General features: G+C 71.3%; 13 protein-coding genes. 6 read left to right on the forward strand and 7 right to left on the reverse strand.

Annotated elements, in window-relative coordinates; all coding sequences use genetic code 11:
- Positions 1-91: 91 nt before the first annotated feature.
- From ACFZBT_RS23675 to ACFZBT_RS23685, 3 genes are all read left to right on the forward strand, one after another.
- Complete coding sequence (locus ACFZBT_RS23675) at positions 92-748, forward strand: nucleoside/nucleotide kinase family protein (RefSeq protein ID WP_391106525.1); 657 nt, start codon at positions 92-94, stop codon at positions 746-748.
- A 2-nt stretch (positions 749-750) separates the two neighbouring features.
- Positions 751-1,056, forward strand: a complete 306-nt coding sequence (locus ACFZBT_RS23680; protein ID WP_391106528.1) for a hypothetical protein — start codon at positions 751-753, stop codon at positions 1,054-1,056.
- Between the two features lie 95 nt (positions 1,057-1,151).
- Positions 1,152-1,349 carry a hypothetical protein gene (locus tag ACFZBT_RS23685; protein ID WP_391106531.1) on the forward strand — a complete coding sequence of 66 codons (198 nt, stop codon included), beginning with the start codon at positions 1,152-1,154 and terminating at the stop codon, positions 1,347-1,349.
- A 24-nt stretch (positions 1,350-1,373) separates the two neighbouring features.
- Here ACFZBT_RS23685 and ACFZBT_RS23690 read toward each other — a convergent pair whose 3' ends face one another.
- From ACFZBT_RS23690 to ACFZBT_RS23710, 5 genes are all read right to left on the reverse strand, one after another.
- A complete protein-coding gene (locus ACFZBT_RS23690; protein WP_391106533.1) occupies positions 1,374-3,092 on the reverse strand; it encodes a hypothetical protein in 1,719 nt (572 codons plus the stop codon).
- A gap of 2 nt (positions 3,093-3,094) precedes the next feature.
- A complete protein-coding gene (locus tag ACFZBT_RS23695) occupies positions 3,095-3,994 on the reverse strand; it encodes an ABC transporter permease subunit (protein ID WP_391106536.1) in 900 nt (299 codons plus the stop codon).
- A complete protein-coding gene (locus tag ACFZBT_RS23700; protein ID WP_391106539.1) occupies positions 3,991-4,902 on the reverse strand; it encodes an ABC transporter permease subunit in 912 nt (303 codons plus the stop codon). The genes ACFZBT_RS23695 and ACFZBT_RS23700 overlap by 4 nt, the downstream gene beginning before the upstream one ends.
- 116 nt (positions 4,903-5,018) lie before the next feature.
- A complete protein-coding gene (locus ACFZBT_RS23705; RefSeq protein ID WP_391106542.1) occupies positions 5,019-6,350 on the reverse strand; it encodes an extracellular solute-binding protein in 1,332 nt (443 codons plus the stop codon).
- 274 nt (positions 6,351-6,624) lie between these two features.
- Positions 6,625-7,746 (reverse strand): ROK family protein, encoded by a 1,122-nt coding sequence (locus ACFZBT_RS23710; protein ID WP_391106545.1) that lies wholly within the window; start codon positions 7,744-7,746, stop codon positions 6,625-6,627.
- Positions 7,747-7,985: 239 nt separating this feature from the next.
- On the opposite strand from ACFZBT_RS23710, the gene ACFZBT_RS23715 reads away from it, so the two are divergent.
- From ACFZBT_RS23715 to ACFZBT_RS23725, 3 genes are all read left to right on the forward strand, one after another.
- The gene (locus ACFZBT_RS23715) at positions 7,986-8,885 is read left to right on the forward strand and encodes a BadF/BadG/BcrA/BcrD ATPase family protein (RefSeq protein WP_391106548.1); all 900 of its coding nucleotides are present in this window, start codon (positions 7,986-7,988) and stop codon (positions 8,883-8,885) included.
- A gap of 213 nt (positions 8,886-9,098) precedes the next feature.
- Positions 9,099-11,018 (forward strand): phosphatase PAP2 family protein, encoded by a 1,920-nt coding sequence (locus ACFZBT_RS23720; RefSeq protein ID WP_391106551.1) that lies wholly within the window; start codon positions 9,099-9,101, stop codon positions 11,016-11,018.
- 36 nt (positions 11,019-11,054) lie between these two features.
- Positions 11,055-12,731, forward strand: coding sequence for a phospholipid carrier-dependent glycosyltransferase (locus ACFZBT_RS23725; protein ID WP_391106554.1), 1,677 nt, complete (start codon positions 11,055-11,057; stop codon positions 12,729-12,731).
- A gap of 7 nt (positions 12,732-12,738) precedes the next feature.
- Here the strand turns inward: ACFZBT_RS23725 and ACFZBT_RS23730 are convergent, their stop codons facing one another.
- Positions 12,739-13,140, reverse strand: a complete 402-nt coding sequence (locus tag ACFZBT_RS23730; protein WP_391106557.1) for an FhaA domain-containing protein — start codon at positions 13,138-13,140, stop codon at positions 12,739-12,741.
- 60 nt (positions 13,141-13,200) lie between these two features.
- Complete coding sequence (locus tag ACFZBT_RS23735; RefSeq protein ID WP_391106560.1) at positions 13,201-13,362, reverse strand: hypothetical protein; 162 nt, start codon at positions 13,360-13,362, stop codon at positions 13,201-13,203.
- Positions 13,363-13,481: the final 119 nt, after the last annotated feature.

Genomic DNA, 13,481 nt, shown 5'->3' on the forward strand with positions numbered 1-13,481 from the left:
ACAAGACCGGTTCCCCGCAGGGAGGCCTCCAGTGATCGGCGCACACACACGTGCCCGGACGGCCCTGGCACGGGGTGACACACTCTGCGGTGTGCCGCTCGCCTTCGAAGACCTCGTCCACCGCGCCCGCGCCCTCCCTCAGGGCGGCCGGCGCGCGATCCTCGGCATCGCCGGCAGCCCGGGCGCGGGCAAGTCGACGCTCGCCGAGCACCTGGTGCGGGAACTGAACGGATCCGGCGAACCCTGGGTCGCGCACGTGCCCATGGACGGCTTCCACCTCGCCGACGCGGAACTGGAGCGGCTCGGCCGCAGGGACCGCAAGGGCGCGCCCGACACCTTCGACGCGGCCGGGTACGCGGCGCTGCTGGGGCGGCTGCGCGAGGAGAGTCACGACGACGTCGTCTACGCACCCGGCTTCGAACGCGTCCTGGAACAGCCGCTCGCGGGGGCTGTCCCGGTGCCGCCGTCGGCCCGGCTGGTCGTCACCGAGGGCAACTACCTGCTCCTGGACGACGGCGCCTGGGCCCGGGTCCGCCACCGGCTCGACGAGGTGTGGTTCTGCGAACTCCCCGAGCGGGAGCGTGTCCGCCGGCTCGTCGCCCGGCACGAGCGGTTCGGAAAGTCCCCCGAGGAGGCGGAGGCCTGGGTGTCGCGCTCGGACCAGCCCAACGCCGAGCTGATCGCCACGACCCGGGGACGGGCCGACCTGGTGGTGCCGGAGTCGGCGCTGCCGCGTGTGGAGACGTGACCATGGGCCTGGACATCACGGTGCTGGCCGTCGACTGGGAACGGCTCGAGCAGACGCCGTGCGAGGAGCGGTACGCGCTGCTCGAGGACGCGGCGCTGCCCGAGGACGAGCTCGACCGGTACGCGGAGCCGCAGCGCGGCTGGGTGTGGCCCGCCGCGCCGAACGTCCCCTGGTGCGGCCGGTACGAATTCCACAGCACCCCCGGCTCCTACAAGCCCCATTTCTGGGCGGGACAGGCGTGGGAGGACGTACGGGAGCATGCCGCCCCGGAAACGCGTGAGCACCTGGACGCGTCCTGCGGGACCTGATCCGGGACACCGAGGACACCTCGGTCCCGGGGCTGTTCCCCGCGAACACCGACCCCTGGCACCCCCGGCTGCTCCTCGCCTGCCCGCCCGCGACCGTGTCCGCGCTGGCCGGGCGCTGGGCACGCGCCGCACCCCTGCTGGAGGGCCTGCGCGAGCCGTACGGCACGCATGCCGCGTGCCCGGGGCGGTGGATCGAGGACTTCGACGAGTTCTCGGTGCTGCTGCGGGAGTGGGGCGTGGTGGTGACCGAGGCCGACCGACGCGGGTGGGGCCTGGTGGGCCTGCCTCTGTGACGCCCGGGCCGCCTCACACGGGCGTCACACGACAGGTGCGGGCCGACGGGCGCGCAGCGCCACGGTCAGGGTGTGCGGGCCGAGGCCACCGATGTAGACGCGGTTCCCGGTCGTGGCGTCGGTGCCGCCCACCACGGTGTAGTCCTGCCCCGGGTCGTACCGCAGTACGTCGCTCCGGTCCGGCCCGGCCAGCGGTTCGCCCGCCTCGACGTCGGCCTCGACCCGGATCTCGTCGTCACCGGCCCGGTAGGTCATCGGCCCGGTCGTCAGGCACCAGCGCCCCTCGCCGACCGGTACGGCGCCCTCCGGCACTCCACCCGGCCGGAAGGTCAGTTCGAGGGCCCAGGGCACCCGCGGTCCGCTGATGTCGATCCGCAGGTCGGCACCGTCGTCCCTCAGGTCCACCTCGACGCGGGTCGTGTGGGAGACCTCGTCCCGGGGCCGGTCCGGGAAGGCCATCGAGGCCGAGAAGCGTCCGTCGTCCACCAGCCGGTAGACGCCGTCGTCCCGCCTCTCGTCCTTCGGGAGCGGCTGGTAGTAGGCGGCCGTGAGGGTTTCGGTGAGCCGGTACCGGTGGTCGGCGGGCTGTTCCATGCCGGCGGCGCGGAACGGGCCCAGGTCGAAGAATCCCCGCGAGAGACGGACCGCGTCGAGGACCGCGTCACCGGCGAACAGGCGCAGGAAGGTGGGATTGCAGGCGAGGCCCGAGCGGATGCGCCGGTGCTCGGGCACGTCCGAGCCGCCGTACACCACCGTGTGCGCGGTGGCCGAGGCACGTGCGGCGAGGCGCGCGGTGGTGATGTACCGGTCGCGCGGAAGGGTCTCCGCGTCCGGTGCCGGCAGGACGCGGCACAGGTCCGGAGTGAGGAGGGTCTCGGCGAGCAGGTCGGGGTCGTCGATGCCGCCGGCGGCCGCCAGGCGCGCCGCCCGGGCGAAGTCGCCCCGGCCGGTGCGGATCGCGAGCAGCCGGTAGTGCGGCAGGTAGGGCGCCAGCGGGAACGGGGCCTTCTGGTCCTGCCGTCGTGAGAGGACGGTCTCGACCGTGCCGTCCGGCCTGATCAGGTCCAGGGTGGTGGCGAGATTGTGTTCGACGGCGTCCCGCAGGTCGGTGCGGCCGAGTACGTCGGCCAGGAGCAGCAGCGACGGGTTGGACACGTGGGCCGCGTAGTTGGCGCTCCGTTCCGAGTACAGGCCCTCCGCGTCGATGTCGACGCCTTCGGAGAGCCACTCCTCGATGCGGGCGAGCAGCCGGTCGTCCGGGAACGAACGGTGCAGCCGGGCCAGCGCCGCCGACAGCTCCCAGCGGTGGTTCGGGGTGTGCACCCCGCCGGTCAGGAGGCTGCCGGAGGCGGCGTCGGCGATCTCGGCGAGCGCCGCCGTCACCTCGTGCAGTTCCGGCCCCGCGCCCGCTGCGAGGAGGTGCGCGTCGCACAGGTCGTTGACGGTGAACCCGGAGTCCGGCGGTGACTGCACGTTGTCGCCGCCGGCGAAGAGTCCGGTGGGTGTCTGCGCGGCCCGCAGGGCGCGGAGATGGGCCGTCGCGGCGGCGACGGCCCCACTGTCGCCGTGCAGTGCCGAGTCCGGGGACCGGTACGCCGCGACGAGGGTCTTCACTCGGCGCGCCAGAGCGCGGTGGTGCAGACCGGCGGGTTCCCCGTCGGGGTCGGCCGCCAGGGGGGCGACCGACCGGTCGGCGGCGCGGGCCACCGCGCGGACGAACTCGTGGTCGAGCGGGGTGGGCAAGATCAGTCCTTCAGTCCGGCGTTGATGTCGGCGTTCATGACGTAGCGCTGGAACACCAGGAAGACGACGATCAGCGGAATCATGGTGATGACCGAGCCGCCGAGCACCACCGACCAGTTGATGTTCTGCGCGCCGACGAGGCTCTGGATGCCGATCTGCACGGTGAACTTGCTGGGGTCGTTGAGCATCAGCAGCGGGAAGATGTAGTCGTTCCATCGCCACTGGAACGACAGGATGGCGAGGGTCAGCATGATGGGCCGGGAGATCGGCACCATGATCCGCAGGAAGATCGACAGTTCACGCGCCCCGTCGATGCGGGCCGCCTCGATGAGCTCGTCGGGGACCGTCAGGAAGAACTGGCGGAACATGAAGCATCCGGTCGCGGTGAGCAAGGCCGGGACGATGATGCCGGTGAGCGAGTTGTACAGGCCCAGGTCGCGGACCACCAGGAACTGCGGGGCGAGCATGACCTCGCCCGGCAGCATCGTGGTGGCCAGGATGCCGACGAAGAAGACCTTGAGCCACTTGTTGTCGTACTTGGCCAGCGCGTACCCCGTGCAGCAGCTGACTCCCACCGTGAGGACCGTCGCGATCACACACACGATGGCCGTGTTGATGAAGTACTGGGAGAAGTTGGCGCCGTCCCACGCTGCCTTGTAGCCCGACAGGGTGGGGTCGTCCGGAAACAGCGACAGCGAGGAGAACAGGTCTCCCGCCGGCTTGAACGAGCTGAGGACGAACCACAGCACCGGAAACCCGTAGATGGCCGCCAGGACCCACAGCAGTGTGGTCGCGGGCACCGCGCGCCGAAGCCCGCCGCTGGCCGCCCCGCGGGGCCGCTTCTTGGGAACAGCCCGTCCGGGCCCGGCGTCGACCTTGCGTGGCATGTCTGTGGTTGTCATCGGTTCTCCACCCGCCGGTTGACCATCAGCTGGATGACCGCGACGGCCATCAGGATGAGCATGAGCACGAACGACGCGGCGCTCGCGTAGCCGATCTGGCCCGATTTGAAGCCGGTCTGGTAGATGTACTGGACAAGCAGGTTGTTCGACGTTCCGGGTCCGCCGTTGTTGAGGGAGGCGAACAGCGGGTACTCCTTCATCCCGTGGATCGTGTTGAGCAGGATGACGATGAAGGACGTGGGCGCGATGCTCGGCAGTGTGATGCTGATGAACTGGCGCCACGGACCGGCACCGTCGAGCGCGGCCGCCTCGTAGTACGACACCGGCACGTTCTTGATCGCCGCGATGAACAGCAGCATGGAGAAGCCCGTCCAGGCCCAGGATGCCGCCACCACCACCACGATCAGCGACAGGTCCGCGTTCGACTGCCACGGAACGGCACTTCCGCCGAGCTTCTCGATGATGTGGTTGACCAGTCCGAAGTTCTCACCGAACAGCCACCGCCACAGGACACCCACGACGATGGGCGACAGAAGCCACGGGATGAAGAAGAAGACGCGGGCGACCGACACGCCCTTGGCGTGCTTGCTCACCAGCACATTGGCGATGAGCAGCGACAACACGAAGTTCAGCGGAACGAAGAGCACTGTGTACAGCAGCGTCCGGGTCAGCGCGTCGAAGAAGGTGGAGTCCCCGAGCAGGTTGCTGTAGTTGTCCAGTCCGACGAACTGGAACGCCCCGATGCCCGTGTAGTTCGTGAAGGAGTAGACGAGCCCGATCACCGCCGGCCAGACGAAGAACAGCGCGAAGAGCACGGCATTGCCCGCGATGAGCACGAGCGGCGCGACGGTGTACTTACTGCGTCTCCTGGGCGGGCTCGCGGACACGGCCGAGGCGCGTTTTGTCATCTTCCTGACTCCGTGCTGGTGGAATGGATTGCTGTGGGCTCAGGCCATGAGCCCGGCATCACGTGGGCGCCCAGGGCCGGGCGGCGGGTCTGGACCCCGCCGCCCTGCCCTGTGGTCTACGATGCGCCGCCGACCTGCTGGTTGTAGCCGGCCACGATGTTCTCCAGGGCCTTGTCGGCCGACTGCTGGCCGTTGATCGCCTTGCCGAGCTCCGTCGGGGTCGGGTCCTCGGTGATGCTCTTGCCCTTCAGCGCCCACTGCGTCTGCGCGCGGTTGAAGTAGCCGGAGATCGGGTCATAGAGCGGGATCGACTCGTTGTACAGCTTGAACGCCGCCTGCGCCGCCTCGGACTTGAAGGGGTACTTCGGGTTCAGACCGGTCTCGACGGGCAGGAACCCGGACGCCTCGCACAGCGCCTGGTAGTGGGCCGGCTCGTACAGCCAGGACAGGAACTTCTCCGCGGCGGCGGCCGCGTCGGCGTTGTTGTTGAAGCCGACCGTCATGCCGCCGCTGTTGACGTCACTGGCCTGCACCGGCTCGGCGGGAGTCGGGACGCTCGCCCACTCGAACTTCGTGATGCTCTCCGCGTAGGCGGCGACCTGCCACACGCCGGACCAGTAGGCGACGACGTCACCGCTCTGGAACATGGCCGACGGGTCGGCCTCGCTGGTCCACACCGACTTCGGCATGGTCTTGTCGTCGTTCCATCCGACGAAGGTGTTCACGGCCTTCTTGGTCGCCGCGTCCACCGAGAACTTGCCGGAGTCGTCGGCGTGGACGTACTTGCCGCCCATCTCGTACACCATGGCGCGCAGCCGGGACGGCGACGGGTCGAAGGTCAGGGAGTACTTGGCCTTGGTCTTCTCCCGGACCTTGTCCGCCGCCTTGATGAACTCGGTCCAGGTCCAGGTCTTCTCGGGCGAGGTCGGGTAGGAGACGCCGGCCTTCTCGAAAAGCGACTTGTTGATGAACATGCCGGACGCGGTGATGTCCGAGGGGATGGACAGCACCTTCCCGGACGAGTCCTTGGCGATGAAGTTCTTGTTGATCTTGTTGCTCTTCTTGTTGGCGATGGAGCCGAGGTCGATCAGCTTGTTCGCCCAGATCGGGTCCAGCTTCGGCACCGCCGCCACGTCGGGCAGGGAGTTCGCCTGCGCGGCGTTGCGCAGCTTCGCGTCGTAGCCGTCGTAGGGGATGTTGACGAGGTTGACCTTGACGCCGGTTTCCTTCTTGTACTGCGCCACCATCTTCTTCCAGCCCGCGTCCTGGCCCGGAACCGTGGAGATCCAGAACGTCAGCGACTTGGAGGTCCCGCCCGAGCCGGAGTCCGAGCCGCCGCAGGCGGTGAGCAGGAGGGCACCTGCCGTGGCCACGGCAGCGAGGGGAACAACGCGGCGTATGCCGCCGCGGCCGAGCCGGCGCGAGCGCCGCACACCCAGACTGGTCATCTTCAATCCCTTTTCGTCGTAGCGGAAGAAGCACGGCGCCAGCCGAGGCGGCACGGGTGCATTTTGCAGGAAATTTCGCTTTCCGGGGGCACGGCCTCGCCCGGCCGCATCGCCCTGACGGGTGGGGTCCCCGGCCATGACGGCCGACGTCGCACAAGCACGCCCTCGTGCGGCTGCCGTACTTCGCGTACGAGCGGGAGGCTCACCCGGAGTCGGCGTCCCGGCCGACTCAGAAAGCGCTTGTCCGGACATTGGCAGACCGACGGCGCAGCCGTCAATGCCTCGCCAGCACAGCTCCGGTCACGGTTTGGATTCCATGGGCGACCGCGAGCTTGGCGGCGCCCGCGACCGTGCCGGTGTCCCCGACCACGCTGTTGACCACCTCGGTGGGCCAGCTCAGCCGGGCCAGCTCGGCCCGCACACCGGGCAGGAGCTGCGGATCCGCGCCGGTGGCGCCGCCCAGCACGATCAGTCCGGGGTCCATGACGGCGACGACGGCGGCGGCGAGCCGGCCCACGTCGGTGGCGTGCGCGTCGAGGACGGCACGGGCTCTGGCATGCCCCTGCCCGGAGAGGGTGAGGAGCCTCTCGGCCGTGCGGGGGCGGGGGCCGTCGGTGTCCTGCCAGGTCTCGGCCGCCCGGCGGAGCAGGGTGCGCGAGCCCATGCGCTGCTCCAGGCCTTCGTGGTGCGGGGCGCGGGTGTCGTCCCAGGGGTAGGGCAGCCGGGCCACCTCGCCGGCGGCGCCGTTCGCACCGCGCAGGACCCGGCCGCCGATGACGACGGCGAGACCGATGCCGACGCCGATGCGCAGGTAGCCGAAGGTGTCACGGCCCGCGGCGGCGCCTTCGTGCAGTTCCGCGAGGGCGGCGCAGTTGACGTTGTTCTCCAGGTGGACGGGCACACCCTCGGGCAGGGCGACGGCCATGGCGTCGAAGACGGGTCCGGCCTTGGCGGTCGCGGGGCGTTCCCCGGCGCCCTCCCCGTCGCGCGTGGTGACATCACCGACGGCGGCGACGACGGCCCGCAGCGGGGCACCGGCGGGCAGTGCGCCGAGGACCTTGCGGACGGTGCCGGCGGCCTCCCGGCGGGAGCCGGTGCCCTCCGCGAGGAGGGTGCCGTCCAGAGCGCAGCCGCGCACCCGGGTCCGGGCCGGGCCCAGGTCGACGGCGAGGACGGCGCCGGCGGCCGGGCCGAGCCGGTAGACGGCGGCGCTGCGGCCGGTGCCGCCGGAGGCCCGCCCGGAGTGGGCGGCCAGCTCCGCGGCCTCGAGCTCGGCCACGGCCGAGGAGACGGTCGGCTTGGAAAGGCCCGCACCGGCCGCCAGCTGGGGGCGGGTGGCCGTGCCCGCCCCGGCCAGTACGTCGAACACCACACGGGCACTCTCACTCAGGCGCATGGTCTCCCCAGGTCGTGCTGCGGCCGTACCGGCCGGTCGCGAGGGTGGCGCGGCATCGGGTCTTCCGTGCCTCTTGACGCACCATACTTCGTTAGTTAACTTCCTAACGAACTTCACGGTACTCGCCTGCCGTGGTCGGCAGAAGCCCGTCCCGGGGCTTCCTTACCTCTTCAACCGCCGTGGTCCGACGGGCAGTTCGCCTGCGTCCGTCATGACCGCGCAACGACGAAAGAGGACCCGTGCAGGACTCCACTCCTTACGCGGTCGGTATCGACGTGGGCGGCACCAAGACACAGTTGCGGGCCGTCGCGGACGGTGACCGCGCCGTCGATCTCGTCCGCGGCAGTACGGGCTGGCGACCGCACGACCCCGGGGCCGCCGCCGACCGGCTGGCCGCCCTGATCCACGACGCCCTTCCGGCCGGCGCGCAGCCGTCCGCCGTCGCCGTGGGCGGTCACGCCTGCGAGACACCACGCCAGTGCGAAGCGATCCGGGCCGCGCTCCATGAGCGGCTGGGGGTCCCCGTCCTGGTGGTGGGCGATGCCGAACTGCTCGTCCCCGCGGCGGGGCTGGACAAGGGCGTCGGTCTGGTCGCCGGTACCGGTTCGGTCGCGGTGGGGCGGTTGCCCGACGGCGGTCCCGTCCAGGTCGGCGGCTGGGGTGCCGTGCTCGGCGACGAGGGCGGCGCGGCCGGACTCGTCCGCGAGGCCGCGCGGGCCGTCTGGGCGGCGCACGACCGTGGCGATCAGCCCGACGCCCTGGCCGCCGGGCTGATCGCCGCCTTCGAGGTGGCCGAGGTGCCCGCGCTGGGCGCGGCACTGGAGGCCGCCGCGGACGTCTCGGCCGAGTGGGGCCGGCACTCCCCCGTGGTGTTCGCCGCCGCCGAGGCGGGCTCACCGCTCGCCCGGGCCGTGATCGCCGAGGGCGGCCGGGCGCTCGCCGCGCTCGTCGTGCGGCTCGCCCGGCGCGGGGTCGCGGTGGACGACGTGGTGGTGGCGGGCGGCATGGTGCTCGCTCAGCCCGCGCTGTACACGGCGTTCGTCTCCGCGCTCGCCGAAGTCCTGCCCGGGGCCCGGCCGCACCCTCTGCGCGTGCCGCCGGTCGAGGGAGCGGTGGCGCTGGCCCGTTCACTCCTGTGAGCCGGGCAGCCGCCGTTCACGTTCCGGACACCGGCCGGTGGCCGTTCCCTCTCCAAAGGGTCACGACACGGCCGTAGATCTTCGCTCGTACGCAACAGGTGCCACAGAAGTCGCCAGAGGCACCCCGAGTCGCACACTCCGCAGCAGCTCCCGGCCGTACGGCCGAAGCACCCTCCGCTGGCCCCCTTCGCAGAACTCAAGAGAGGCGCACACATGCCGTCATCAGCCGGGCACCGCTCCAGCGCAACCGTCGACCGACGGGGCTTTCTGAAGACCTCCCTCGGTGCCTCGGCGGGCATGCTCGCCGCACCGACGTTCGCCACCTGGCTCACCGCCGCCGACGCGAAGGCCGCCACCCGTCCCGCCGCGTTCGTCGACGACTACAAGTCGAACCTCGCGACGAACCTGACCCCCGAGACCAACGCGGTAGTCCGGGTCCTGGGGGGCTTCGCCCAGATATGGAAGACCGGCGTCTGGAACACCGGCACACCGCTCATGCCGGAGATTCTGCGCGCCAACGTGCGCTACTGCGAGCGGATCACCGCCGAGCGCACCGACGCGGAGGCGAAGGAAGCCTTCGTCATCGACCGCCAGCACCAGAGCTACTCGGTGATCGACGGCCTCGGTCCGCTCTCCGCGCTCTACAAGAAGGGCGCCAAGGCGGTCACGTCGATCACCAGCGCACCGGACGGCACCCCGCCGGCCAAGATCAACGACGCCGTGCCCGCCGACGCCCCGGCCGGTTCCGCGCTGGGCGCGGGCTCGTACGACTCCGAGCTGGGCCAGGTGGCCCGGCTGCAGGACACCCTGCGCGGCAACTGGGCTTCCAGCAACCCGGCCAAGTTCGCCTACCAGTACCCGCGGCCGTGGCGGATGAACGAGGACAGCGAAGTCGTCGACACCGGCAGGACGGACGAGTTCGGCTTCCCCGTCTACGACTCGAAGGTGGTCGTCGCCCCCCAGCTGCTGCGCCAGCGCGGCGACAAGCCGGCCGAGGACGGTGGTTTCCCCAGCGGCCACACCAACGCCCTGCATCTGGCGTCGCTGGCCTACGCGTACGCGGTTCCCGAGCGCTTCCAGGAACTGGTGACACGCGCCCTGGAACTCGCCCACACCCGGATCGTGGCCGGCATGCACTCCCCCGTCGATGTGATCGGCGGCCGGATCATGGCCACCGCGCTGGCCGCCGCCACGCTGGCGGACCCGGCCAACGCCGGGCTCAAGGCGGCGGCCCGCGCCCAGGCCCTGGCCTATTTCACGGAGAAGACCGGCACGACGGCCGACACCCTGTACGCGTACGCGCACTCCGCGGACACCGGCACCGACCCCTACGCCGACCGGGACGCCAACGCCCGTGCGGTCCGGCCCCGGCTGACGTACATCCTGCCCCGGCGGGGCCGCGACAAGCCGCTCGCGGTGCCCAAGGGCGCGGAGGTCCTGCTGGAGACGCGGCTGCCCTATCTGGACGCGGCCCAGCGGCGCGAGGTGCTGCGGACGACCGCGCTGCCCTCCGGGTACGTCCTGCTGGACGGCTTCGAGCAGTGGGGCCGGCTGAACCTGTTCGCGGCGGCGGACGGGTACGGCGCCTTCGACCGCGATGTCACCGTGACGCTGGACGCGTCGGCCGGCGGTTTCCACGCGGCCGACAGCTGGCGCAACGACATCGAGGGCGACGGCGGGCTGACCAAGCGCGGCACCGGCACGCTCACCCTCACGGGCCACAACCGCTACCACGGCGGGACGGTCGTCGAGAACGGCGTGCTGGTCGCCGCCTCCCCCAACGCCCTCGGCGAGGGCGACGTCAGGGTCACCGGCGGCACGCTCCGCGCGGTCAAGGTGCTGCGGGTGCGCGGCTCCTACGTCCAGGAGGGCGAGTCGACGCTGGAGCTGACGCTCCGCAAGAACCACGGCCCGGCACTCACGGTGAGCCGGCGGGTCCTGCTGGGCCGGGGCAGCGTGCTGTCGCTGCGGCTCGACACCGAGCGCCCGCCGGTCGCGGGGACGACGGTCCCGGTCCTGTCCGCTCCGGCCCTGCGCGGCGGGTTCGCCCGCGTCGAGCTGGATTCCGACACGCTGCGAGCCGTGCCCGTGCACACGTCCGAGGGCCTCTCGGTGCGACTCGTGCTGCGGTGACGCCGTGCGCGGCGGGGGCTGATGCAGAGTGGGCCCATGAGGGACCTCCGCATCGCCCCCGCCGTTCCCCGGCCGGTGCCGCTCCCTCCCCCGGCACCGGCCGGGGCCCTGCGGCGGCCCGGCCGCCGGTGGTGGGTGCCGCTCCTGGTGATCGTGCTGCTCGCGCAGATGGCCTTCGCGATGGTCACGACCGCCGTGCGGCAGACCCCGACCATCGACGAACCGGTGTACGTGGGCGCGGCCGCCGAGTACACGCACGAGCACCGGCTGCGCCACAACCCCGAGCATCCGCCGCTCGGCAAGCTGGTCATCGGCGCCGGGGTGGCCCTCGCGGAACCGCACCTCGACCCCTCCTTCACCGGAGACCAGGGCAGGCTGGGACAGCACCTGCTCTACGAGTCGGGCAACGACCCGTGGCGGCTGATGCTGTGGGCCCGTCTCCCCGTGATCGCGCTGACGCTGCTGTTCGGTCTGGTCGTGTTCGCCTTCGCCCGTGAAGTGGCCGGGACGGCAGGCGCGTTGACCGCGCTCGCGTTGTACTGCTTCTCCCCCGACGTCATCGCCCACGGCTCGCTCGCCACGCTCGACGTGCCGGCCGCGGGGTTCGTGCTGACGTCGGCGTGGCTGCTGTGGCGGGCCCGCCGCGGGCCCCTGCTGTACATGCCGCTCGCCGGGGTGGCGCTGGGGGCGGCCCTGGCGACGAGGATAAGCACGCTTCCCGCCGTACCGGTGCTCATGGCACTGGGCGCCGTATCGGTGTGGCACGCGTCGGCGGGCACCCGGGCCCGGGTGCTGGTCCGGGCGGTGGCGGGCGCGGGTGTGATGGCGCTGGCCGCGGTCGCGGTCGTGTGGGCCACGTATCTGATGGTCGATCCGCGACTGCGGTGGGCTCCCGAGCAGCAGGTGCCGCACGTCCGGGGGCTGCGGGGGCTGCTGGTCGAGCTGCTGCCGTTCCCGGAGGCGTACCGGGACGGGATGCGGATCCAGTTCGGCCTGGAGAGCCGGCCGTGGCAGGGCTTTCTGTTCGGCCGGCTGTACTCGGGCTCGCTCTGGTACTACCTGCCGGCCGCGCTGCTGGTGAAGACGCCGCTGGGGATGCTCGGCCTGTGGGTCTGCGGTGCGGTGGTGGTGACCGCGGTGCGGCGGCTGCGGCCGGCGGCGCCGTATGTGCTGGCCGCTCCTGTGGTGCTGCTGCTGGCGGCCATGCAGGGGGCACGGGACTTCGGCACCCGGTACGCCGTCTTCCTGCCGCTGTTCCTCGCGGTGGGGGCGGGTTGTGTTCTCGTGGTGCGGCGGCGGTGGGTGTCCGGTCTGGTGGGGGCGCTGGTGGTGTTCGTCGCGGTCAGTTCGGTGCGTACGTTTCCCTGCTATCTGCCGTACTCCAACGAGGCGTTCGGAGGGCCGGGCCGGACGCGGGAGCGGCTGCACGACTCCAACGTGGACTGGGGACAGGATCTCGGGCGGCTCGCGGAGCGGTTGCGGGAGCGGTATCCGGACGAGCGGGTGTGGCTGGTGTACAAGGGCAGCGGAGTGCCGGCCGCGTATGGCATCGAGGCCGGGGATCCGCGTGGGGTGCCCGACGGTGATGTGCGGGGGCTGTTGGTGGTGTCGGACTCGGCTGCCGCGAAGGCGACGGGGCGGCTGGCCGGATTGATCGGCAGCAGCCGCCCCGTTGACGACGTGGGGCACTCGATCACGATCTATCGCCGTTGAGCGATGCTCAATGGGTCGCGTGGAAGAAGCCGTCCACGCTCACGTGCTCCATGACGCGACTCGCCACGTGGTAGCGGCCGTTGGGGACCTCGGGGCACCTGGCGACGTGGACGGCCAGCGGCCCCGCGAACTCGTAACCCTTGCGTTCCGCGTGGCGGACCAGGGCGTCGGTGAGGGCCTGGCACACATACGTACTGTGGCAGGCCAGGCGGTCGTGGATGTCGTCGACGAGTTCCACGTCGTAGGCGTTGGGGACCATGACACGGCCCTCCCGGCACACCACGGCTTTGTCGTCGCACTCACGTCGCAGGGCGTCGACGACCTCGACCGGGCCTTTGTCCCGGACCCGGGCCCACAGGGCGTCAAATCGGTTCTCCAGGGTTTCTTCCAGCGCACTCAGCGCGCCCATACGGTGTCACCTGCCGGAACGTCGTCGGGTGGGTCGGGGCGAAGGGGGACTTGGTGCCGACTACCGCTCCTCGAAGTCGTCGGGCCGCACCTCGGCCTCCTCCAGGGCCTCGCGGAGCGTGCGGCCGGTGGCGCCCGGCGGCCGGGACCGGGGATCGTCCTGGTGCTCCAGGATCTCGTCCGTGGTCTGCGTCTTCGGCCGGTTCTCCTCGGGGACGGTCATGGCGGTTGCTCCTCTCGGGATGATCTGTGGCGGCGGGTTCCCGCCCGGCGTCCGGGTATCCCCGCGCCGGGCACCTCATGTGCTGTCCGAGGAAGCCCTGGTCACCTCAGGGCGTGAGC

Origin of the sequence: Streptomyces sp. NPDC008137, from assembly GCF_042957035.1 — a bacterium.
Lineage (GTDB): Bacteria > Actinomycetota > Actinomycetes > Streptomycetales > Streptomycetaceae > Streptomyces.